The sequence below is a fragment of the Ignavibacteriota bacterium genome (assembly GCA_016707525.1).
Taxonomy (GTDB): domain Bacteria; phylum Bacteroidota; class Ignavibacteria; order UBA10030; family UBA6906; genus JAGDMK01.
The window spans coordinates 172477-193066 of record JADJHP010000004.1; the positions used below are offsets into that span (position 1 = coordinate 172477).

Genomic DNA, 20590 nt, shown 5'->3' on the forward strand with positions numbered 1-20590 from the left:
AACGATTCCTTCCTGAGAGTGGATCACAACACACGCACGACGACCAGGGTCATATCGTCATGCTGCGGTACATTGCCGGTGAACGCCGCGACATCGGCACAGATGGATTGGATGAGCGCGGAAGCACTCTGCGCCCGGTGGCGCGAGATAGCCGCGAGGAGCCGCTCCTCACCGAATTCCTCGCCGTCCGCCGTCATCGCTTCCGTGAATCCGTCGGTATAGAACGCCAGCACCTGGCCGGATGCCAACTGCAATTCCTGCTCTTCGAGCACGGCATCAAAGACCGTTCCGTTCTCAAGCCCGAGCGCCATACCGCGCGGCGACACCGAGGAGCCCTGGCCGCCTGCGCCCTGAATGAGGATCACCGGACACTGGCCGGCACGTGCATACCGGATCTTCCTGTTGCTCACGTCGAGGATGGCGTAGAACATGCTGACGAACGAATTGCGTTCGATGGTGCGGTACATCAGGCTGTTGACCTTGATGAGCACCGACCGCGGCGACACCCCTTCTTCGGCGTGCGATTGCAGGATGCCCTTGGTCAGGGTCATATAGATGGCAGCGGGAACGCCCTTCCCTGAAACGTCGCCCAGGGCGATGCCGATGCGGTTATCGGGCAGGGACACGAAATCATAGTAGTCGCCCCCCACCTCCTTCGCGGGGATACAGATCCCGGCGATGTCGAATCCGCCGATCTCTGGCTGGGATTTCGGGAGGAGACTGATCTGCACATTGCGTGCGATCTCCAGCTCCTTTTCCATACGCTCGCGTTCGCTGATCCTCTGGATGTGTGTCGGCCGTGTCTCGCCCGTGAACGCAAAATGCCGGTTCCGCATCACGCCGATGATGCCGACGACCACAGGAACCATCATGATCGCCGCAAAGAGCACGCCCATGATGCGTCCATATCCTCCGGTCGATGCGAGCATAGGAACCGCAGCGGAGAGTGCGGACATGCAGAAGTTCGCAACGATCGCTGTGACGGCATCATAGCGCAGATAGAGATAGGCCAGGAAGAGCCCGAACACGGCCATGGCAAGGAATCCCACGATTGGACCGAATGATCCCAGGGGCTGGCTCCACAGCATGGACCCCGATGCGGTCCAGAGGAGGGTCGAGAGAAGGATCCCGGGCCAATGCCGGCGCGTCCTTTCCCGCATATAGCTCAGGAAGAAGATGCGGAAGACCACTTCGGTGAGGACAGCCGTCGCGAACATACCGAGGATCGGTTGGAGCGCGGGAAGAAATGATTCCGGCACGCCATCCAGCGAGGCTGCCATGATGGAGAACCCTGGCCGGCCGGACATGACCGAGACGAAGATGGAGAGGATTCCGAGCGCCACCCCTGCCCAGGCATAGCCGAGGAGGAGGCCTGACCCCAGATCACGGGTGAAGTACTGCCGGAACAATGCGCTATCCACGCCGGTGAGCTTGGTCGGCGCAACGGACCGCGCAGAGGATTCACCGACGCTCCAGGCCGCGAAGGCAAGGACAGAGAAGAAGACCTGGATGATGAGGACCTGCATGCCGACCATCACGAGGCGCGTGTTGGCCTTGTTCATATCACCGATGGCCAGGTGCGACGCCGACGACGGGTAGCTGTTGATCGTTGCCAGAACTGCCGCAAGATAGACGCCGGCGAAGAGCAGCAGTGCTGTCCGCACCCCCACCTCTCCCTCGTGGTATTTCCGGAGAAAGAGGATCACAATATAGAAGAACAGGAAGAACAGCAGCCCCATCGACACCGCATAGAAGAACGTCAGCAGGGTGAATGTGTCCAGGAACACCCGTTGTGCGTTGCCCGCGGGCCCGTACGAAACGCGGAAACCCCCGATGCTGTCCCCCTGCACCCGGACCGACACTGTCGTTTCGAGGGGATCCTGCGTCCTCACCCACACAAACTTATGATCGATCCGGTTCAACTGCTTCACATCGGAATCGGTCAACTGTTTGAATCCCGCAACCGACACATGGGAGCGTTCAAGGAACTCCTTAGCCAGGGCACGCGCGGCCTCATGATCGATGGAAGGGAGGCGGAGCGTATCGGGGACCTGATATTCGAATCCGAGCGGCCTGCCACGGGGGCTCAACCACACCCGATAACTCCGCACGGACTGGCTCTGTGTGACCGACCGGTCGTACCAGCTCAGGGTCCACTCATGACTTGCACTGGTGTCGCTGCGAAAGAGTGCGTTGGCGCTCTCCATGCCCAACTGTTCCTGGAGTACCGTGTGCGTGGTGACATCGAACTCCACCCACGCATCCTGATGGAGATCCCTGGCATCGAAACCGAGAGTGCTCAGGTACTCTGCACCCCGGTGCATGATCTCCGCCCGGCTGAGCGAGAGATCGAACGATGCCCCCGGGGCGATCCGTGGAAGACTCCACACGAACACGATCATGCCCCCGATCCCTGCCAGGAAGAGCAGGGCATGCCGGCGGAAGAATTCTGACACCATAAATGTCCCTAGCGATGTGGCCCGAAACGTTCCTTGATCATGGCCTCAATATGCGCGGCGAATTCGGGATGCCGCTGCATGATACTTTTGAAGGACGGCTTGTCCAGAGCATACAGGTCGCAATATCCGACGGCGCGCACCGTAGCGCTCCGCGGTTGTCCAAGAACAAGGGCTCCTTCGCCGAAGAAATCACCATCCCGCAGCACGGCCTGGATCGACGATCCATCCTTTCCGAGAATGTGCACTTCGCCGCGGCCAATGAAGAACATCTCTTCGCCTTGTTCCCCTGCGCGGAAGATGGGATCACCGGGCATATACACACGGGGCTGCATGGCCAGGGAGATCTCCCGCACCAGCTCTTCGGTTGCGCCCTTGAAGAACGGGACCTTCTCAATCACATCCTTCTTGAGGAAGAGCGAGACCTCGCCCTGGAGCGACACCGACAGATCGTTCAGGATCGTGGATTCATCGAACCCCAACCGTTTCTCCCAGCGATACGCATAGTACTCTCTGATGCGGTGCTGGAGTTGCGAAGGGAGGCCCCTGTACTCCATGAACGCGTTCAGGCCTTCCATTGTTTCGATGTAGCGGACACGGGACGGATGCATATTGGTGATGATATGCGCGATGTTACCGATCACATAGCCGAACATGCCCACGCCGGCCGCCATGACGAGGATGGCATAGAGCGTCTCAACATCGGTACGCGGGATGATATCTCCATACCCGACCGACGTGAGGGTGGTGACGGTCCAATACAGTGCACGGAGGTAGGTGTTCCCCGTGTTGTCCAGATCCGTACTGGCCGCACGCAGCGCAAGCCAACCGCAGGAGAGCCAGTGCACGACGAACGCGATCCAGATGCCTGAATAGAGCAGGCGGAAGGTGTTCCATTTATCGATGTACACGGACCAGAGGTCCCGCATCGCTTGTACCACGCGCCCGAGTTTCGCGAGCCGGAGCACCTCCAGACCAGGGATCCCGGTGATCAACCCGAGAGGCAACGCCGCCAGCAGGTCTGCGGCGAGCCAGCGGTAGCCGTAGGCTGCCAGGCCGCCGTTGCGCTTCCAACGGACGACAAGATCGGCCAGCATCACCAGCGTGATGATGTGGCCGGCAACGTGCACGGGCGCAGGGAGTGCCATCTGGCCGGAGGCGGTGAGCGGTGCCAGCAACCCGAGCCCTGTAGCGCTGGCGACGACGAGAAGTGGCCACGGTTTTGCGGAGAGCGGATGGTTCATCGGCTGTCAGGCCCGTATCTTGACGACGACTTTAAGGAGAGTGTCAGCGGACACCATGGGAGCATGCGCATCAGCGGGGAAGAAGATCACGAACGAGCCCGGGTGAACTGTCACCCATGTCGCCGGCGCATCGGCGAAGAACTCCACATCGGCGGTTGCATTGTACGGCACGCTCACGTGCGTGCACTCGTTCAGGTGCCGCCATCCCATGTGCTCGGTGCCGCGGACGACATATTGCACATCGATGTAGGTCCGGTGCGCCTCCAGCTGCGCGTCACTCTCCTTCTTGCCGGACCCGAGGCTCACGGACGCATACACATTCTCACCATCGATGGTGTACGTGCCGGGCTCGAGGGTCGCCGGGTCGAGCGTACGAAGGAACGCGAATGCCGCGTCGAACGACCTGTGCAACGAGGCATACCGGGTTGCTGAGGACAGCGTGTCGAGTACCATGGTCCTGGCCTTTTGTGCGTATCGTGCTTACCAGCTTCCGGAGGAACCACCGCCCGAGAAGCTCCCGCCGCCACCGGAGAAGCTGCTGCCGCCCGAAGAAGAACTTGACCCACCCGAGCTCCAGCTGCTCCAGCCGCCACCACCCTTCCCCGACCGCATGGATCCACCGAATTTCTTGGTGAACTTCTTTCCCCACGCTGTCCGCGCGAGGAGGATCTTCGCGATCGGCATGCCGATGGCATACAGCCCGAACATGGGAAGTCCGACCGTTGATCCGAGTGTGGCCGGGGGGAAGACACCCCAGAACGGGAGGAGGAAGGCATAGAGGAACCACCCTCCGCATCCCGGCGTCGCGAACGCCACCATCGTGAAGATCCCGACGACGAGAAGGAAGAACAGGAAGGCCAGGATCCCGGTGCCGGTATCCATCTGCGATGGATCGCTCTCATCGGCCGTATAGGCACCATTGATCGTACCGATGATCGCATCAACTCCGGCACGAACGCCACGGTCATAGTCGCCCGCCTTGAAATGCGGAAGGATCTCGTGCCGCATGATGGACGATGCGACCGCATCCGTCAGCTGCCCCTCCAATCCGCGTCCGACCTCGATCCGGACCTTCCGGTCGTCCTTCGCGACGAGCAGCAGGACGCCGTTATCCTTCCCTTTCTGTCCGAGCTTCCAGGTCATCACCACACGGCGCGAATAGTCTTCGAGCGGTTCGCCTTCCAGACTGGTGATCGTGAGAACAGCGATCTGATTCGACGTGGAGTCCTCATGCATGCGAAGGATCTCCTCCAGTTCGCGCTGCGTATCCAGCGAGAGGATCCCGGCGTTGTCATTCACGCGGCCCCCGAGGAAGGGGATCTCCGCGGCCACGGCAACGGGCCGGATGCAACCGACCGCCAGCAGTGCAACGAGCAGCGGCCCAACGAGGCGGCGGGTGGAGAGAGAGGCCATCATCGGTCGCTCATCCTCAGTCCGTCCGACAGTTCATCGGTGTCATCAGTCTTCCGGGCCACGCCCTGACGTTCAAGCAGCGCACCGCAGGCATTGATGGCACGGACCATCCCATCGGCAGGAGTGCTCTTCTTCAGGCCATCGACGATCATCGCAACGATGTCATCCCATTCCGTCTTCTGGACGTGGGCATTGATGCCGGCATCGCCAACCACGATGACCGTCCGTTCCAGCAGGCTCACAAAAAGGAGGATGCCCGTCCGGTCCCGCGTTTGGAATACCTCCTCGGCAACGAACGCTTCGGCGGCCCTCCGGCCGGCGTGGTGGGTCATCAGTTCTCGTCCGGCAAGAAGGCGGACCAGCGAGGGCACGAACCGTGTACCGACCATCCCTCCAACGAAGGCGACGATCGAGATGGCGACGAGGCCGGCGAAATTCACCGGCAGCCAGAGATCGGTGAGCTCGTGCAGGGCGGCAAAAATGATGGCAACCGTCGTTCCCAGGAGTGCCCCTCCCCGCCATTCCGCCACCTCATAGTCGTCGCTGCGCTCAACAACGAAAGGAACGATCTCGCCGGAGGTCTTACCTTCGGCCTCGACGACCGCCGCCTTGATGCGGGCAAGATCTGATTCGGAGAACAGCCGTGCAACTCGTGATGCCATGGGTCCCTCGATGATGGATTCGTTCACAGTCAGGATCGGTCATTCGCCCTGCGCCGGACCATTGCCGTGCACCGCAAGCCAGATGCACGGAGGAACGGCAGAGGTGTGCACAACACGGTGGCGCAGATGCGCGGGGAGGAACAGGGAATCCCCTGCCTTCAGAGCGGTGCACATTCCGCGATCATCTTCAACAACTCCTTCACCCTGCAGCACGACCACCCATTCATCATGGGCCTGGTCGTACCACGAACCGTCGGGTGTCACGTCTCCACGGGAAATGATGCGTTCGACCCGGAAATCAGGAGCGTCCGCAAGAGGCGTGATCAGTTCCCCGTCCGTATCCCACCCTGGAATGTCGAACAGGTTCGCCGTCATTGCACCGCGCTCTCGAGCAATCGTATCGAACCTGCTTCGGCGTCGATCTCCGCCAGCGCCCCGACGGGCACGGTGAATTTATTCTCAATGTGTCCGATCATCGCGCCCGCGAATGCTGGCATCCGGGACGGTGCGATGATATCCCGGTACACATCCTCGAGCGTGAGGGAACCATATCCTTCGCCCGGATCGCATCCGGTGCATTTCCCGATCACCACGCCGGCAACGCGATCGAGCACGCCCGCGATCCGCAGGTGCGTGAGCATACGGTCCACGCGGTAGATATGTTCGCTGTCCTCTTCCAGGAAGAGGATCGTCTGTTCCCACGGGGGCAGGTATGGGGATCCCAGCATCGCGGTCAGTACTGACAGGTTCCCGCCTACCAACCGCCCTCGCGCCTTGCCGGGCGTGATGGTGGTGATCCTGTCGCGGGTCTGAGCGAGATTGTCACCGATCGAACGCGGATTGACGAATGTGTCGGCAGCACCCTCCATCAGCACCCGCTTGAAATGCCCAACGGAGAACTGATTCCAGGTCGATGTGCCTACGGGACCATGGAATGTTATCAATCCGGCCTTCGCAAAACATGCGACGAGCAACGAGGTGATGTCGCTGTAGCCGACCAGGATCTTGGGATGGTGTGCGATCGCGACATAGTCGAGAAGATGGAGTATGCGGTTACATCCCCATCCCCCGCGCACAGCCATCACGGCGCGGACGGCGGGATCGGCGAACATGGCGTTCACATCCGCGGCGCGCGCCTCATCGGTACCTGCCAGATAGCCGTAGCGGTCGGCACAATGCGCCCCGATCCTGACCTTGAGATCGAGAGCGGAGAGCACTTCCTGTACGACCTCCAGGTCGGAGAGGACATACGTCGCACCGGCCGGATTGATCAGGCCGACGGTATCGCCCGCGCGGAGCCGCGGTGGCTTGATGATGGTCCCCGTGCCTGCCGACACGAGTGCGGGAAGGAGGCTGGTGGCGGCGAGGGACGAACCCGCCGTCTGCAGAAAGCGTCGGCGGCTGGATGGTGTGGAAGATCCGGACATAGGGAGATCCGATCGAGTGATGGACATCAGGCCGAGTGCATCATTGTGCACCGGGTATAGGCGACCCGGAAACCCTGGCGTTCCACATTCCGCTGCGAAGCGCTTCCCGGGCGGGTCAGCGTATACGCAATATCACACTCAGTCTTCACGGCAAGATTGATGAGGGCACGTATGACGGCACTCTGAACGCCGAGGCGCCGGAAGGACGGCACGGTGCTGGCGCCGAAGATCGCCGCGACACCGTCATGCACGGTGAGCGCACCGCCTCCGGCAGGCCGCCCGTCCACCCACGCAAGGACACCCTTCGTGTCCGGCTGGAGGAAGAGATCCCGCAATACGGCCACATTCTCGCTTGACTGGTCAAGTTCGCCGCCGAAACCAAGAGCTACCGTCCGCGCCCAGAGGTCGGCGTCCGCAGGAAGACAGATCTGGGCATTGATGCCCGAACTCCCGGCGGGTGGGGTCTCGATGACGCGGATCTTGCGCACGAGGACATTCGTGAACTCCTGCACGCGGTAGCCTCTCCGCCCGAGCTCCTCGGTCAGGGAGGGGTCCGAAAGCGGGCACAACTCGATATGCACCGCTGATCCGCGGGTGGAGAAGAACCGCTCGAGGCGGTCCACATCGGCAGCGGTCACCGGACCGCGCATACCGGTTCCGATCGCTTGCGTGAGCGGCGAATCCAGGCCGACGAACACGGCGACCCCGCCTGCGATCTGTTCCGCCACCGCCCCGCTGCCGGGATGGAGCCGGGCATGGATCTCCGCCGAGGTCACACCCACGGCTGCATCAGCGGTCTCAATACGACGGGCGAGGGCACTATCGGAGAGCAACACTCCCCATGTTTGATCTGGCATCGGGTTCGGTCAGTCCGGTTTCAGGAATCCGGTGAGCACGTAGCCACGTGCCCGGATCGCATCGCTATTGGAACGGATGAAGTCACGGATCGCTTCCACCGGAACAGCAACGGTGATGCCGGACTCCACTTCGGTCTTCCGCTCAACGTACATTTCTCCGGTATAGGGGGTCGATGGGTCGTACACCACATCCCCATTCTCCTTCATCGGGGTCAGGAAGTACGACGAATGGGCGGACACAAGCTTGATGATGCCGACGAGTTCAAAATTCGGGACACCGTCCCGTATGGCGAGAGCGATACCACCGCTGAAGCCACGGGCGAACATCGCGTCGACCATGAACGTCCCGCGCTTGTCCTTGTTCGGGCTGCTGATGATCCCTTTGGTCACCATCTTGTAGCCCGACGGATAGCCGAACAGGTAGACGAACGTCCCCCACTCCAGGTCGCGTGCATGACCGGCGGGGTAGTTGAAGACCCGCGGAAGGGCCGGCGGCTCGGCAATGAAGCGCTTGCCGACCAGGGCGATGTCGGTGGCCCGGTCCATCGCAAGGATCTCGACCTCACCGCCTTCCGGCAGTGTCGCCACATAGTTGGTCTGCTTCTCTTTCACGGCAACGCTCCTGACGAATCGCGTGGGGCGCCGGTCCTCTCCGATATAATAGGAGATGAGCGTATCCTCGAAATCAACGATGTGCGCACAGGTCAGGAGAGCGATATTCCGGTCGTTGTAGTACACGACCGTCGCCGTCCCCGCGGATGTACTGTTGACGTACACCGAGGAGGCCTCCCTGGCCTCCAACACGTCCGGGGTGATCCCTTCCCGGGTCATCGTTTCTTCGGGACTGAATGGATAGGTCCGGTAATACGCGATGCAGTTCAGCATCTGGACCGTCTCGCTGATCTCTTCGAGCTGCCGGGAACACCCCTTGTACGGAAATTCGGAGTCGTAGTGGCCGTCGATGAGCGTCGGGTAGACATCACGGTAGACCGAAGAGGAACAGCCGGAGAGCAAAAGCATCAGACCAAGAGCACATGCGGGAACGGCGGAGTGTCGGAGCGACATGGGTCATTCTTTCTCGATACCTGCCATGGACTTCAAGGAGCGCACTTCCTGCGGTGTCAACGCCCGGGATGCACCGCGCGGCAATCCTTCCTTCGTGATCGGACCATATGCGACGCGGTCCAGTTTGCGGACATCATAGCCAAGGACCTCGAACATCCTGCGCACCTGACGGTTCATCCCTTCATGGATGGTGATCCCGATCTCTTTGCCTTTGCCCCCGGGGATCACGATCACTTCCGCAGGCGCGGTCATGGCCCGCTCCAGCCTGACGCCTTTCCTGAGTTCATCCAGGTGTTCGCGGGTCACGGCCTCATCGCAGGTCACCAGGTACGCTTTGGGGATCTTGAACTTCGGATGCATGAGACGGTGCGCGAAATCGCCGTCGTTGGTGAAGAGCAGCACGCCGGTCGTGTTCCTGTCCAGGCGCCCGATCGGATACACGCGCTTCCGCGCGTGAAGGATATCCATCACCGTCGTGCGGCCCCGTTCGTCGCTCGATGTCGTGATGGTGTCGCGCGGCTTGTTCAACACCAGATACACCGGGGCGTCGACGGCGGCGACTTCCTTGCCATTGTAGAAGACGCGGTCCTTTCCCGGATGGACAAGGGTACCGAGTTCGGTGACGACCGCGCCGTTCACGGAGACCTCGCCGCCGACGATCAATGCATCGGCCTTCCGGCGGGAAGCAACACCGCACATGCTGAGATAGCGATTGAGGCGGATGGAATCACCGGTCGCCTGCTTTCCGATGACGGGCTTCTTGTCGATGTGCGCGGGTTTGACGGGCCGGGCAGATGAGCCGGCGGTCCGCCGGCGTACAGGTGCACTCTTCTTTCGGTCCCATGTCCGTGTGCCGGAAGGCCGTGGGCCTCCCGCCTTGCCCCTGGATCCATGCGGCCTGTCCCGATGATCCTGTGCACCACTGCGGAACGATCCCTGGCCTGCGTCCTTGCTGGAGCGTCCGGGCTTTCCGGGGCGCGCATCGCGCCGGGGTCCACTCTGTCCCTGCCGTCGTTGCTGTGGCATCATTCTTCTCCCGAGACGAGCTGGAGGTCCGGGTCGTCATTCTTCCCCTCTTCCGCCTCCCGCTTCTCCTCCAGTTCCTTGAGCATGCGCTTCTCGACCTCGTATTCCGCCTCCGCCATGAGTTCATCGATCTCACGCGGTTTGGGCAGGTCGGACAGGTCGTTGAGTCCGAAGTGCTTGAGAAATTCCCGTGTCGTGCCGTAGAGGAGAGGGCGCCCCGGGGTTGCGGCACGTCCGACGATGGTGACCAGATTGCGCTCCATGAGGGTGCGCAGCACGTAATCCGCGTTCACGCCGCGGATAGCCTCGAGTTCGGGTTTGGTGACGGGCTGCTTGTACGCGATGACGGCGAGGCTTTCGAGGGCGGAGACGGAGAGTTTGCGTTTCGATCGCTCGCGCACCAGGCGTCCGAGCCAGATCCCGAACTCCGGCTTGGTGGAGAACTGGAAGCCGCCAGCGATGCGGCTGATACGGAAGCTGCGCCCCTGCGCATCATACTCCCGGTTCAGGAATTCGATGGCACTCTGGATCACATCCTGATTGAGGGATTTCGGGCGCTCGGCCTCGCCAAGATAGTCGAGCAGGTCCTGCAACTGGCGAAGGGACAGCGGCTCGTCCGAGGCAAAGATCAATGCTTCCAGAATATCGAGGATCTGCCTGCTGACAGGCGGTGTGGGTGCGTCAGAACTCATACTTTCGCCAGATTCATGGGGACCAGGGGCGTGAGGGGACGGATGCCAATATCCTCGCGACCCTCGACCACCGAGAGTGCAACGACCTTGTTCTTCGTCAGTTCCAGCACAGCCATGACCGTCACAATGATACGTATCTTTTCAACCATATGCGCGACAAGGGCGAGAAGCGTCGTGGGGCCATGCACACGCAGAAAGTCCATGACGAAACTCATCTGCTCGTCCACCGACACCGATAACAGCTGCACTTCATGCACCACCTTGCGCGGCATCTGATCGAGCGCGGACTTGTAGGCGGAGATCAGATTGAAGAGCGAGACGTCCTTGAGGAAACTGTCGTCCTCTTCTTCGACAAGCTCGCGCGGATCGGCCTCGAAGAATTTGCGGTAGTACACCTTCCGCGCCTCTCCTTCCATGGTGCCGAGTTCCTGCGACATCTCCTTGAAGCGTTTGTATTCGATGAGGCGCCGCACCAGCTCAGCACGCGGGTCCTCTTCTTCCGTGGCATTCTCGTCACGGGGCAGCAGCATGCGCACCTTGATCTGCATCAGGGTGGCGGCCATCACGATGAAATCGCCGGCCACCTCGAGGTCGAGCGATGCCATCAAATGGAGGTACTCGAGGAACTCCTGCGTGATGCGCGAGATCGGGATATTCGTGATATCCAGTTCGTCGCGTTTGATGAAGAACAGCAGGAGGTCCAGCGGACCTTCGAAATCCGTGAGTTTTACGCGGTACACGTTCTCATCCGAACTTCATTGCGGTGCGGACCTCGGCCATCGTCTCCGCGGCCCGGACCCGGGCACGCGACTCGCCGTCCTTCAGGATCTCCTCCACCTCACCGGGATGCGCATCGAAGTAGGCGCGTTTCTCGCGGAACGGCGTGAGCGCATCGGTGATCTTCGCGCATGCGCGCTTCTTGCAATCCACGCAGCCAAGTGCTCCCGACCTGCATCCCGTCTCGATCTCGGCCGTCTCTCCCGGGTTGTACTTCTGATGATAGGTGAAGACCAGGCAGACCTCGGGCCGGCCCGGGTCGTTCTTGCGTACTTTCTGGACATCCGTGACGGCTCCACGCATCTTCTGCTGGATCGCGTCGGGCGGGTCGGACAGCAGGATCGTATTCCCGACCGACTTGCTCATGCGCTTGCCGTCCAGTCCCGGCAGGCGTGCGAACTTCGTGAGCTTCGGTTCCGGCTCGGGAAACACGTCGCCGTACTGTGTGTTGAACCGGCGCGCGATCTCGCGCGCGATCTCGACATGCGGGACCTGGTCCTCGCCCACCGGCACGAGGTCGCCCTTGTACAGGAGGATGTCCGCGGCCTGGAGCACGGGATACCCCAGATGGCCGTACGTGATGTTCTCGATGTTCAGGTCGCGCACCTGATCCTTGACCGCGGGGTTGCGCTCAAGCCGTGCGGCCGTGATCAGCATCGAGAACAGCAGATGCAATTCGGTGTGTTCTTTCACCTGCGACTGCCGGAAGATCGGGCTCCGGGCAGGATCGATGCCGGCGGCGAGCCAGTCGATCGTCATGTCGATGGAGTTGGCATAGATCTGCGACGAATCCAGGTTCGTCGTCAGCACGTGATAGTCCGCGATCAGGTGGTAGTTGTTGTACTCGCCCTGGAGGGCGACCCAGTTCTCCAATGCCCCCACGAGGTGGCCGAGATGCAGTTTACCCGTGGGACGCATACCGCTCAAGATGGTCTTTTTCTGCGTCATACTATCCAATGTAATAGGGACTCAGGAGGGACAGCGTGAGAAGGACGTCAATTCAGGAAAAGGTAGGGCTTCCAGCGTTCGTCGAGCGACCCGACCACATGGCGGATGAACGTCACATGATTGGGCCGCATGGGTTTTCGCCGCAACGGCATAAGCGCTTCCTCTGGTGTCCGGTCACCCTTCTTGTTGTTGCACCGGACACAGGCACACACGAGATTCTCCCAGCTGTCTTCGCCATTGCGGGACGCCGGCATCACATGATCCACCGTGAGGGGCAGATCAGCCCGGCCACAAAACTGGCACCGGTGGCCGTCACGGCGAAGGATGTTCTTGCGGGAAAGGATGATCTTCTTGTACGGCACCCTCACGAACATAGATAGCCGTACGATGCTGGGAAAGGCCATGGAAACAGTCACAGCCCTGACCATCTGCCCGTTCTGGGCCTCGATCAACTCTGCTTTGCCGAGATAGAGGAGAGCAATGGCTTTCTTCACATTCACCACGCTCATCGGTTCATAATTCTGGTTCAGAATCAGAACCTTTGCGTTCATCCGCCCCGAAAAGCCGCTTCCATTCCTAGGTGCGCTGAAGTTCCTACCCCCTCCTGTGTGAAATCCCAAATACGTATAGAAAAATATACGTTCAAAGGGGGGCTTTGTCAAGCCTTGTCTGGGCCCCGCCAGAACGCACGCAGGGGTTCCGGACAGCCGGAACCCCTGCATTTTGAACAGCATAGAGCGATCACGGGATCTGGATCGCCAGATAGGCCGTCTGCTCCGCCCGCTTGATGCGCAGGAGGATGGCATCGCCCGATTTCCGGGCCGCGATCGCCTTTTTCAGGTCCGCCGGCGTGGAGACAGGCTTACGGTCGGCCTCCAGGATCACATCGTGCTTCCCGATGCCACGCTCGGCAGCCTCGCCGAACGGTTTGATATCCGAAACAAGGACACCCCGTTCGACCTCCAGCTCCTTCTTCTCCTCTGCGGTCAGGACGCGGACGGTCATCCCGAGCGCGTCGAAGGAGAGTGTCCGCGCCGCGTCCGCAATTTCGGCCGGCTCTTCCTTTTTCTCCCCGGAGCTGCTTGCGAGAGTCGCGTCCTGCGAGCGCGGACGGAGCGTCACTTTCTTTTCGAAGGTCTTCCCTTCCCGGAAGATCTTCAGCGTCACCACATCGCCCGGATGCCGTGTTGCGATGTAGGACTGCAACTCGTTGTTCTTGTTCACTTCCCGGCCGTCGATCTCAAGGATGACGTCCAGCTCTTTGAGGCCCGCGGCGGCGGCAGCTCCACCGTCGACCAGTTTCTCGATCTTGACGCCCTTGGCCTCTTTCATGCCAAGTGCGCTGGCCATGGTCTGATCAATGGTCGTGATCGACACCCCGATGTATCCGCGCTTGACCTCGCCGAACCTGATCAGGTCAGAGGAAACGGTCTTCAGGATGTTCACCGGTACCGCGAACCCGTAGCCCTGATACCGGGCATTGGTCGTGGCGATCGCAGTGTTGATGCCGATGACCTCGCCGCTCATATTGAGCAGCGCACCACCACTGTTGCCGGGATTGATCGCAGCATCGGTCTGGATGAAGCTCTCGATACCGTACTGGTCCTGAATGATATTGATGTTCCGTCCGATGGCGGAGACGATACCGGCGGTGACGGTGGAGGTCAGGCCGAGCGGATTCCCGATGGCGAGCACCCATTCGCCGACGTGCACATTCTCGGAGTTGCCGAGTGCCGCGGGGATGAGCCCTTTGGCGTCGACCTTGATGACCGCCAGGTCGGTCGACGGATCCGTTCCGATCAGCTTCGCCTTGTACTGTACCTTCTCATCGAAGATCACTTCAATGCCATTCTCCGCGGCATCCGCCACCACGTGGTTGTTCGTGGCAATGTACCCGTCGGCCGTCAGGACAACGCCCGACCCATATCCCTGCGACGGCTGCCCGTCCTCATCAGGATTGAAGAAATGGAAGAAGTCGCGCGGCATGTTCTTCGGACGTTCCTTGGCCACCGTCGTCGTCTTGATCGCAACGACCGAGGGTGACACCGCTTTCGACACTGCAGCGAAGTTGTCGCTCAATGCCCTGACAGACGAATTCTGCATCGCCACAGGAGCCGGGCCGCCGAGCTTCACCTCGTCGCCGCCGTACGCCAACCCGAGATCCACACCGTTCCCGAACGACGACACCATCACCGTGCCGAGCACGACACCAACGATCACCAGGACCACCGATGCGACCACATACTTCTTCACCATGACGCCTTCCTCCGTTCTAGTAGTTCTACCCGAGCATGTAAAACACCTTTTCAGACTGCAGCGGCTTCATCCCTGTCAGATGATGAAGGACCAGATGCCTCAGCGCACCGCCCACTTCATCCCGCATTGCCCCCGGGAGTATGATGCGGGATGCTGCCTCGGGGTGTCGCGCGTCCTGAAGGCCGGTCAACGCACCCAGTGCCGCCAGGGACACCCGCTCACCACCAAACCCGCGGTCCTCGCACCCGGAACAGATCAATCCGTGTGTACTGATGGAACAATGCCTGAGGCCGTCCTCCGCGATCATCGCCAGAGACCGGCCGCACTCGACGCAATTTCTCAGTTCTGGCCGGAATCCCAGTATGCCGAGAAGCTGCATCTCGTAATAGTATAACGCATTTTCGGGGCTATGAGTTGCATTTCCGAGCATTTCCAGGGTAAGTGACAGCAGCTCGAAAACGTTTGCGTTGGCTTCTTCTGGAGGAAGGGACAGGTTGGTCAGCTCCACGGCGGCCATCCCCCCTGCCATACGCTTCAGGTCGTCGGACAGCCCCTTGAACAACGGAAGCCGGTCACACTGGGACATCAAATGGAGGTCTTTGCCGGGTTTCTTATAGATCACGGCCCGGACGCAGCTCATCGGTTCCGCCCCACCGGCACCCGCTTTCTGGCGGTTCCGGATCCCCTTCGCCACCACGGAGAGCTTACCGTGCTCACGTGAGAAAAGCGTGATGATCTGGCTCGTATCCCGGTATTTCATCGTCTTCAGGACGATGGCATCTGTCGTGACGATCATCCGTTGTGGACTGTCCCTGCGATGGATGGCCCGAACGGGGGCATGAGGACACCCGCGTCGGGGATGATCGCTGTGATGAGTTCGTGCGGGGTCACATCGAAGGCGGGGGCAAAGACCCGGACACCATCGGCCGTGACACGCTTGCCCGCCCACTCACTGATCTCTTCGGGTGCCCGCTCTTCGATCGGGATCGCATCCCCCGATGCAAGTGCGCGGTCGATCGTGGACAGCGGCGCAGCCACATAGAACGGGATGCCATGGTGCCTGGCAAGGACCGCAACGGGATAGGTGCCGATCTTATTGGCGGCGTCGCCATTCGCTGCGATGCGGTCAGCACCGACGATCACCGCATCCACCTTCCCCGCCCGCATCACGCTCCCGGCCGCATTATCCGTGATGAGCACGGCCTCGATGCCCGCCCTCTGGAGTTCCCATGCCGTCAACCGCGCACCCTGCAGCAACGGCCGGGTCTCATCCACAAAGACCCGCTCAACGTTGCCCTGGTGTGCTGCGGTGGTGATCACGCCGATCGCGGTCCCGATGCCTGCCGTGGCAAGGGCTCCGGCATTGCAGTGGGTCAGGAACCGGGTCTTGCCGGTGAACAGCGCAGCACCGTGCGTCCCGATGCGATCACACGCAACGACATCCTCTTCCTGTATCGACCGCGCTTCGGCAAGCAGTGCACCCCCGAGGGCCCTGCCACCCGGATGGTTCATCACGATCGAACGCATACGGGAGAGCGCGTAGAACAGATTGACCGCGGTCGGACGGGTCGACGCGAGTTCATCGATGGCTTCGAGTGCGGCACCACGGATGTCCCCGGTGCCACTCTTCGCCGCCGTCTGTGCGGCCACGACGACGCCGAAACCGGCGGCAACGCCTATGGCCGGCGCCCCACGGATGCGTAACGCACGGATCGCTTCCGCGACGGTAGCGACGTCTGTCGTATCGACAAAACGCTCCTCGTGAGGGAGGAGCGTTTGATCGAGAAACCGAATATGTCCATCAACCCAATCGATCGCCCTCATGGCGCGGGTCAATCCTCATCAAAACGTGAGAGCTCGCGGAACTCGCGAAAACGGTCCTGGATCCGGAGCCAGGTCAGGTCTGCGAGACCGGAGACGCTGAACTTCTCGACGCAGAACGATGCCAGTGTGCTGCCGTAGATCACGGCGCGCTTCAGATTCTCTTCGGACATGTCTTCCGTCCTCGCAAGCCAGCCGATGAAACCTCCTGCGAACGAGTCGCCCGCACCGGTCGGATCGAAGATGTTCTCCATGGGATATGCCGGAGCCGAGAAGACCATCGACTCCGTCAGCAACAATGCTCCGTGCTCGCCCTTCTTGATGATGACGACGCCCGGCCCCATGCCCCGGATCACCTTGGCGGCTTTGATCAGGTTCGGTTCACGTGAGAGCAGACGCGCTTCGGAGTCGTTCAGGATCACGACGTTGATCATCTTCAGGGTCTTGACGAGTTCATCGCGCTTCCCGTTGATCCAGAAGTTCATCGTATCGCATACCACGATACGCGGGCTCTCCATCTGCTCGAGCACTTTGCGCTGGAGGACGGGATCGATGTTCCCGAGGCACACCGTGCGGATCTTCCGGTGGCGCTCCGGGATCTTCGGATCGAATTTCTCGAAGACGTTCAGGTCGGTAAAGAGCGTGTCGCGCTCGTTCAGGTCGTAGTGGTACCTGCCTCCCCAGCGGAAGGTCTTCCCTTCGGGGATCACCTCCAGGCCTTCCAGGTCGATCTTGCGTTCCTCCAGGAACGCCATGCCTTCACGAGGGAAGTCGCCCCCGACAACGCCCACGAGGCGGATCGGGCTGACGAAGTAGCTTGCGGCGGCGGATATGTACGTTGCTGACCCGCCAACGGCGTCCTTGACAGACCCAAACGGGGTTTCGATCGAATCGAGGGCAACGGAACCGACGACGAGCACGCTCACGAGATCTCCTGTCCTATAAATGGCCGGCACAGTTATGGCAAAACACTACAAGATAGAGAATCGACCTCAGACTATCAAGGAACAGGAAGCTCAAGCCGATCGGCAGCTTCGCTCCCCCGGACGATATATCCCTCCACGATCTCCAGGGACTCGCGGTGGGCAGGCCACACCAATCGCTCCCGGGCAACGGTGTAGGGATACCATCCGAAGTCCATATGCTCTTCAGAAAGAGCGACAACCGCCCCCGGATCGGCCTGGATGGCAAAGACAGGGCACATATGCACGGTGTCCGTCGTTGCATTGTAGAACGAATTCACCAGAGGAACGTTCCACAGCTTGAGGGGAGCCAATCCGGCCTCTTCCTGGACCTCGCGGAGGCCCGCAGCCACTGCGTTTTCCCCCTCTTCCAGCATTCCGGTGATGATCTGCCACATGCCGGGATGTGCCCGTTCCTCCATGGAACGCTTGAGCACCAGGTACTCCACGCGGTCCTGGTTGATACGGAACACCACCACTTCGATGCTGCGACACACAACCGCTGTCATTTCTTCTCCTTCATCTTGAACTCGCCAACGAGACGCCGTTCGTCGGAGGTGACCGGCCTGACCTCGCCCACCGCCAATCCCTTCAGGGTGATAGGCCCTATTGCGGTACGGACCAGGGTCTCCACCTCATACCGGAAATGCTCCATCATGCGCCGGACCTGACGGTTCTTCCCTTCGGTGAGCGTGAGTGCCACGGAAGATCCACCCTGTGGCCCGCGCCGGACACCCACCGGCAGGAGCACGGTCCCATCGTCCAGCGTCATCCCGTTCCGCATCACATCGAGATCCCGATCGTCCAACGGGCGGTCCACGGTGACCTTGTAGGTCTTCGGAATGTGATGGTCCGGACTACTGATCATCTCTCCCCATCGCACGTCGTTCGTGAAGAGCAGAAGCCCGGAGGAGTCTTTGTCCAGCCGGCCCACGGGGAACATCCACGGCAACCCGGGCGGGAGCAATGCATACACCGTTTCTCTCCCGCGTTCATCGGCATGTGTCGTGACGTAACCGGAAGGCTTGTGCATGGCGAGATACCGGAACTCCTTCGCAAAGAGGCGTGCGCCGTCGACCTCGATACGGGCTGTGCGGGGGTCCAACCAGCGGTCCGGATCGCGCACCACGCGGCCATCCACCTGCACACGTCCTTCACGGATGATCACCGCGGCCTTTGACCGGGAGGCGAAGCCGAATTTGGAGAGTGCCCGCGCGAGGGTGATCTGTGCGCGGGATTGTCGTGTTGGCTCTGTCATGCGGGTGCGCGCACGGCGTTCCGGATGGCCATCGCGGTCAGTTCGGCGCCGGCCTCTGCGATGATGTCGAAGGGCCCTTCGCTGGTACCGGAAGCAAGTGTGAACACCACATCGCCATCGTGCGACGTGTGCACCGGCTTCACCGCGCGCGCCATGCCGTCGTGTCCACGGATGGCCATTCGGTGAGCATCCACCTTGGACATCATTGCGTCGGTGAGAAGTGCGACAAGAGTGGTATTCACCGGAGATGGATCAAGCGGCAAGTGCAGACGCCCGGCGAATTCTGTGGCAGCCCAGCGTTCAGCCGTGCCACGCGCACCGGCGAGAATGGTACCATCAGCGGCATAGATGTCGCCCACCGCATTCACCACCGCGATCGCGACGACCTGCACGTCACCAACACGCTGCGCCGCAACACCCAGGCCACCGTGCATCGCGCGTTCAAGGCCCTGCCACTTGCCGATCATCGCCCCCGTCCCCGCACCGACAGGGCCCCCGGCAACGGTGCCCACCGCATTCCCACAGGCAGCATAGCCCGAATCGGCGGTCGGACGGATCGTCGGGGAGCCGACGTTGAGGTCGTAGATCACCGCCGCGGGGACGATCGGCACGCGTGCCCAGGGAGTGACGTAGCCAATGCCCCGCTCTTCAAGGTAGCGCATCACACCATCCGCGGCCGCGAGTCCGTAGGCACTCCCGCCCGTCAGGAGCAGCGCATGGATCTCCGACATCGTGCGTATGCTGTCGAGGAGCGGCAATTCACGGCTCCCGGGAGAGTTCCCCCGGATATCACATGCGCCCACCGTCCTGTCCGGGCACAGCACGACGGTGCACCCGGTCTGCGCCTTGACGTCGGTCCAGTGGCCAACACGGAATCCATCGGGGAGGGCAACGTCCATGTGGTGGTCGTTCGTTCTCATTCCATGAGCCGATGAAGCCCGGAGAGCAGGATGCCGCATGCAACCCCCACGTTCAGCGATTCCGCTGCGCCATACCGGCGGATGGCGACACGGATATCCGTCAATTCTTTAACGGCATCCGAAAGTCCCCAGGCTTCGTTGCCAAGCACCAGCACTGATTTCCGCGCAAAGGACATCCTGTCGAAGTGCATCTCACCGGCTGCATCCGCCCCATAGACCGTGTACCCCATCTCCCTGGCACGCGAGAGCACTGCAAGAAGGTCCACATCAGGTACCACGGGCAGGTGGAAGATGCTGCCCATGGTGCTGCGTACGACCTTCGGATTGTACAGGTCGACGCTCTGATGTCCCACGAGCACACCCTGCACGCCGAACCAGTCGGCACTGCGGATGATCGAACCAAGATTTCCGGGATCGGCAACGCCGTCCAGCGCGACAAGCACCGACTCTCCATCACCCTCGCGGAGGACGGCATCGACCGACAGATGATGCTGCCGGAACTCGGCCAGGACGCCCTGTGCCGTCGTGGTATCAGACACCACTTCCATGTCCCGTTCGCTGAGCCGATGAACATGGGGGGTCCGTTTTCCGGCGAGCGCGACGAGCTCGCTCACGGAAGGATCGGTGGCAGCGGCTTCGGTGTAGTAGAACCCCTCCATCGGCGAACTCGAAGCGAGGGCCTCGCGGACGAGGCGTACGCCCTCAACGAGGAATGTCCCCGCTTCATCGCGTTCCTTCCTGCGGTGGAGGTCCCGCAGGTGCTTGATCTGGGCTTTCGTCACGGTCATAGGTTTTTCTCCGGCAAG

22 protein-coding genes are annotated in these 20590 nt (G+C 61.1%); all 22 read right to left on the reverse strand.

All coding sequences use genetic code 11. The annotated features are described in order from the left end of the window. Positions 1-23: 23 nt before the first annotated feature. Positions 24-2459 carry a SpoIIE family protein phosphatase gene (locus tag IPI01_08695; protein MBK7257862.1) on the reverse strand — a complete coding sequence of 812 codons (2436 nt, stop codon included), beginning with the start codon at positions 2457-2459 and terminating at the stop codon, positions 24-26. Positions 2460-2467: 8 nt separating this feature from the next. Then, positions 2468-3700 carry a cyclic nucleotide-binding domain-containing protein gene (locus IPI01_08700; protein MBK7257863.1) on the reverse strand — a complete coding sequence of 411 codons (1233 nt, stop codon included), beginning with the start codon at positions 3698-3700 and terminating at the stop codon, positions 2468-2470. 6 nt (positions 3701-3706) lie between these two features. Next, a complete protein-coding gene (locus IPI01_08705) occupies positions 3707-4153 on the reverse strand; it encodes a YhcH/YjgK/YiaL family protein (GenBank protein ID MBK7257864.1) in 447 nt (148 codons plus the stop codon). A 27-nt stretch (positions 4154-4180) separates the two neighbouring features. Beyond that, positions 4181-5113, reverse strand: coding sequence for a TPM domain-containing protein (locus IPI01_08710; GenBank protein MBK7257865.1), 933 nt, complete (start codon positions 5111-5113; stop codon positions 4181-4183). Then, on the reverse strand, positions 5113-5775 hold the full coding sequence (locus tag IPI01_08715) for a hypothetical protein (GenBank protein MBK7257866.1): 663 nt from the start codon (positions 5773-5775) through the stop codon (positions 5113-5115). The genes IPI01_08710 and IPI01_08715 overlap by 1 nt, the downstream gene beginning before the upstream one ends. A gap of 39 nt (positions 5776-5814) precedes the next feature. Further along, positions 5815-6150, reverse strand: a complete 336-nt coding sequence (locus IPI01_08720; protein ID MBK7257867.1) for a cupin domain-containing protein — start codon at positions 6148-6150, stop codon at positions 5815-5817. Beyond that, a complete protein-coding gene (locus tag IPI01_08725; protein ID MBK7257868.1) occupies positions 6147-7202 on the reverse strand; it encodes an LD-carboxypeptidase in 1056 nt (351 codons plus the stop codon). Before IPI01_08725 ends, IPI01_08720 begins: the two co-directional genes overlap by 4 nt. 26 nt (positions 7203-7228) lie before the next feature. Beyond that, complete coding sequence (locus tag IPI01_08730) at positions 7229-8059, reverse strand: GNAT family N-acetyltransferase (protein ID MBK7257869.1); 831 nt, start codon at positions 8057-8059, stop codon at positions 7229-7231. 9 nt (positions 8060-8068) lie between these two features. Then, positions 8069-9124, reverse strand: a complete 1056-nt coding sequence (locus IPI01_08735) for a trypsin-like peptidase domain-containing protein (protein MBK7257870.1) — start codon at positions 9122-9124, stop codon at positions 8069-8071. A gap of 3 nt (positions 9125-9127) precedes the next feature. Next, complete coding sequence (locus IPI01_08740; GenBank protein ID MBK7257871.1) at positions 9128-10153, reverse strand: pseudouridine synthase; 1026 nt, start codon at positions 10151-10153, stop codon at positions 9128-9130. Continuing rightward, a complete protein-coding gene (scpB, locus tag IPI01_08745; GenBank protein ID MBK7257872.1) occupies positions 10150-10842 on the reverse strand; it encodes an SMC-Scp complex subunit ScpB in 693 nt (230 codons plus the stop codon). Before scpB ends, IPI01_08740 begins: the two co-directional genes overlap by 4 nt. Continuing rightward, a complete protein-coding gene (locus tag IPI01_08750; protein MBK7257873.1) occupies positions 10839-11582 on the reverse strand; it encodes a segregation/condensation protein A in 744 nt (247 codons plus the stop codon). The genes scpB and IPI01_08750 overlap by 4 nt, the downstream gene beginning before the upstream one ends. Before the next feature lie 4 nt (positions 11583-11586). Further along, positions 11587-12567: a tryptophan--tRNA ligase gene (gene trpS / locus IPI01_08755; protein MBK7257874.1), complete on the reverse strand. Its 981-nt coding sequence runs from the start codon at positions 12565-12567 to the stop codon at positions 11587-11589. Between the two features lie 47 nt (positions 12568-12614). Further along, the gene (locus IPI01_08760) at positions 12615-13118 is read right to left on the reverse strand and encodes an HNH endonuclease (GenBank protein MBK7257875.1); all 504 of its coding nucleotides are present in this window, start codon (positions 13116-13118) and stop codon (positions 12615-12617) included. A gap of 190 nt (positions 13119-13308) precedes the next feature. Further along, positions 13309-14823, reverse strand: a complete 1515-nt coding sequence (locus tag IPI01_08765) for a Do family serine endopeptidase (protein MBK7257876.1) — start codon at positions 14821-14823, stop codon at positions 13309-13311. Between the two features lie 25 nt (positions 14824-14848). Beyond that, entirely contained in the window at positions 14849-15619 is a 771-nt protein-coding gene (gene recO, locus IPI01_08770) for a DNA repair protein RecO (protein ID MBK7257877.1), read from the reverse strand. After that, positions 15616-16647: an S-methyl-5-thioribose-1-phosphate isomerase gene (mtnA, locus tag IPI01_08775; GenBank protein ID MBK7257878.1), complete on the reverse strand. Its 1032-nt coding sequence runs from the start codon at positions 16645-16647 to the stop codon at positions 15616-15618. Before mtnA ends, recO begins: the two co-directional genes overlap by 4 nt. 8 nt (positions 16648-16655) lie before the next feature. Then, positions 16656-17570 carry a sugar kinase gene (locus IPI01_08780; GenBank protein MBK7257879.1) on the reverse strand — a complete coding sequence of 305 codons (915 nt, stop codon included), beginning with the start codon at positions 17568-17570 and terminating at the stop codon, positions 16656-16658. Positions 17571-17644: 74 nt separating this feature from the next. Then, on the reverse strand, positions 17645-18115 hold the full coding sequence (locus IPI01_08785; GenBank protein ID MBK7257880.1) for an NUDIX domain-containing protein: 471 nt from the start codon (positions 18113-18115) through the stop codon (positions 17645-17647). Beyond that, positions 18112-18864, reverse strand: coding sequence for an rRNA pseudouridine synthase (locus IPI01_08790; GenBank protein ID MBK7257881.1), 753 nt, complete (start codon positions 18862-18864; stop codon positions 18112-18114). The genes IPI01_08785 and IPI01_08790 overlap by 4 nt, the downstream gene beginning before the upstream one ends. Beyond that, entirely contained in the window at positions 18861-19784 is a 924-nt protein-coding gene (locus IPI01_08795; protein MBK7257882.1) for a P1 family peptidase, read from the reverse strand. Before IPI01_08795 ends, IPI01_08790 begins: the two co-directional genes overlap by 4 nt. Beyond that, a complete protein-coding gene (locus IPI01_08800; protein MBK7257883.1) occupies positions 19781-20572 on the reverse strand; it encodes an RNA methyltransferase in 792 nt (263 codons plus the stop codon). Before IPI01_08800 ends, IPI01_08795 begins: the two co-directional genes overlap by 4 nt. Between the last annotated feature and the right edge of the window lie 18 nt (positions 20573-20590).

Coding starts and splice junctions, on each gene's coding strand:
- IPI01_08705 (MBK7257864.1), bottom strand. CDS start 4,153: ATGGTACTCGACACGCTGTCCTCAGCAACCCGGTATGCCTCGTTGCAC.
- IPI01_08725 (MBK7257868.1), bottom strand. CDS start 7,202: ATGTCCGGATCTTCCACACCATCCAGCCGCCGACGCTTTCTGCAGACG.
- IPI01_08795 (MBK7257882.1), bottom strand. CDS start 19,784: ATGAGAACGAACGACCACCACATGGACGTTGCCCTCCCCGATGGATTC.
- IPI01_08760 (MBK7257875.1), bottom strand. CDS start 13,118: ATGAACGCAAAGGTTCTGATTCTGAACCAGAATTATGAACCGATGAGC.
- trpS (MBK7257874.1), bottom strand. CDS start 12,567: ATGACGCAGAAAAAGACCATCTTGAGCGGTATGCGTCCCACGGGTAAA.
- mtnA (MBK7257878.1), bottom strand. CDS start 16,647: ATGAGGGCGATCGATTGGGTTGATGGACATATTCGGTTTCTCGATCAA.
- IPI01_08785 (MBK7257880.1), bottom strand. CDS start 18,115: ATGACAGCGGTTGTGTGTCGCAGCATCGAAGTGGTGGTGTTCCGTATC.
- IPI01_08715 (MBK7257866.1), bottom strand. CDS start 5,775: ATGGCATCACGAGTTGCACGGCTGTTCTCCGAATCAGATCTTGCCCGC.
- IPI01_08730 (MBK7257869.1), bottom strand. CDS start 8,059: ATGCCAGATCAAACATGGGGAGTGTTGCTCTCCGATAGTGCCCTCGCC.
- recO (MBK7257877.1), bottom strand. CDS start 15,619: ATGATCGTCACGACAGATGCCATCGTCCTGAAGACGATGAAATACCGG.
- IPI01_08790 (MBK7257881.1), bottom strand. CDS start 18,864: ATGACAGAGCCAACACGACAATCCCGCGCACAGATCACCCTCGCGCGG.
- IPI01_08800 (MBK7257883.1), bottom strand. CDS start 20,572: ATGACCGTGACGAAAGCCCAGATCAAGCACCTGCGGGACCTCCACCGC.
- scpB (MBK7257872.1), bottom strand. CDS start 10,842: ATGAGTTCTGACGCACCCACACCGCCTGTCAGCAGGCAGATCCTCGAT.
- IPI01_08720 (MBK7257867.1), bottom strand. CDS start 6,150: ATGACGGCGAACCTGTTCGACATTCCAGGGTGGGATACGGACGGGGAA.
- IPI01_08765 (MBK7257876.1), bottom strand. CDS start 14,823: ATGGTGAAGAAGTATGTGGTCGCATCGGTGGTCCTGGTGATCGTTGGT.
- IPI01_08740 (MBK7257871.1), bottom strand. CDS start 10,153: ATGATGCCACAGCAACGACGGCAGGGACAGAGTGGACCCCGGCGCGAT.
- IPI01_08700 (MBK7257863.1), bottom strand. CDS start 3,700: ATGAACCATCCGCTCTCCGCAAAACCGTGGCCACTTCTCGTCGTCGCC.
- IPI01_08695 (MBK7257862.1), bottom strand. CDS start 2,459: ATGGTGTCAGAATTCTTCCGCCGGCATGCCCTGCTCTTCCTGGCAGGG.
- IPI01_08710 (MBK7257865.1), bottom strand. CDS start 5,113: ATGGCCTCTCTCTCCACCCGCCGCCTCGTTGGGCCGCTGCTCGTTGCA.
- IPI01_08735 (MBK7257870.1), bottom strand. CDS start 9,124: ATGTCGCTCCGACACTCCGCCGTTCCCGCATGTGCTCTTGGTCTGATG.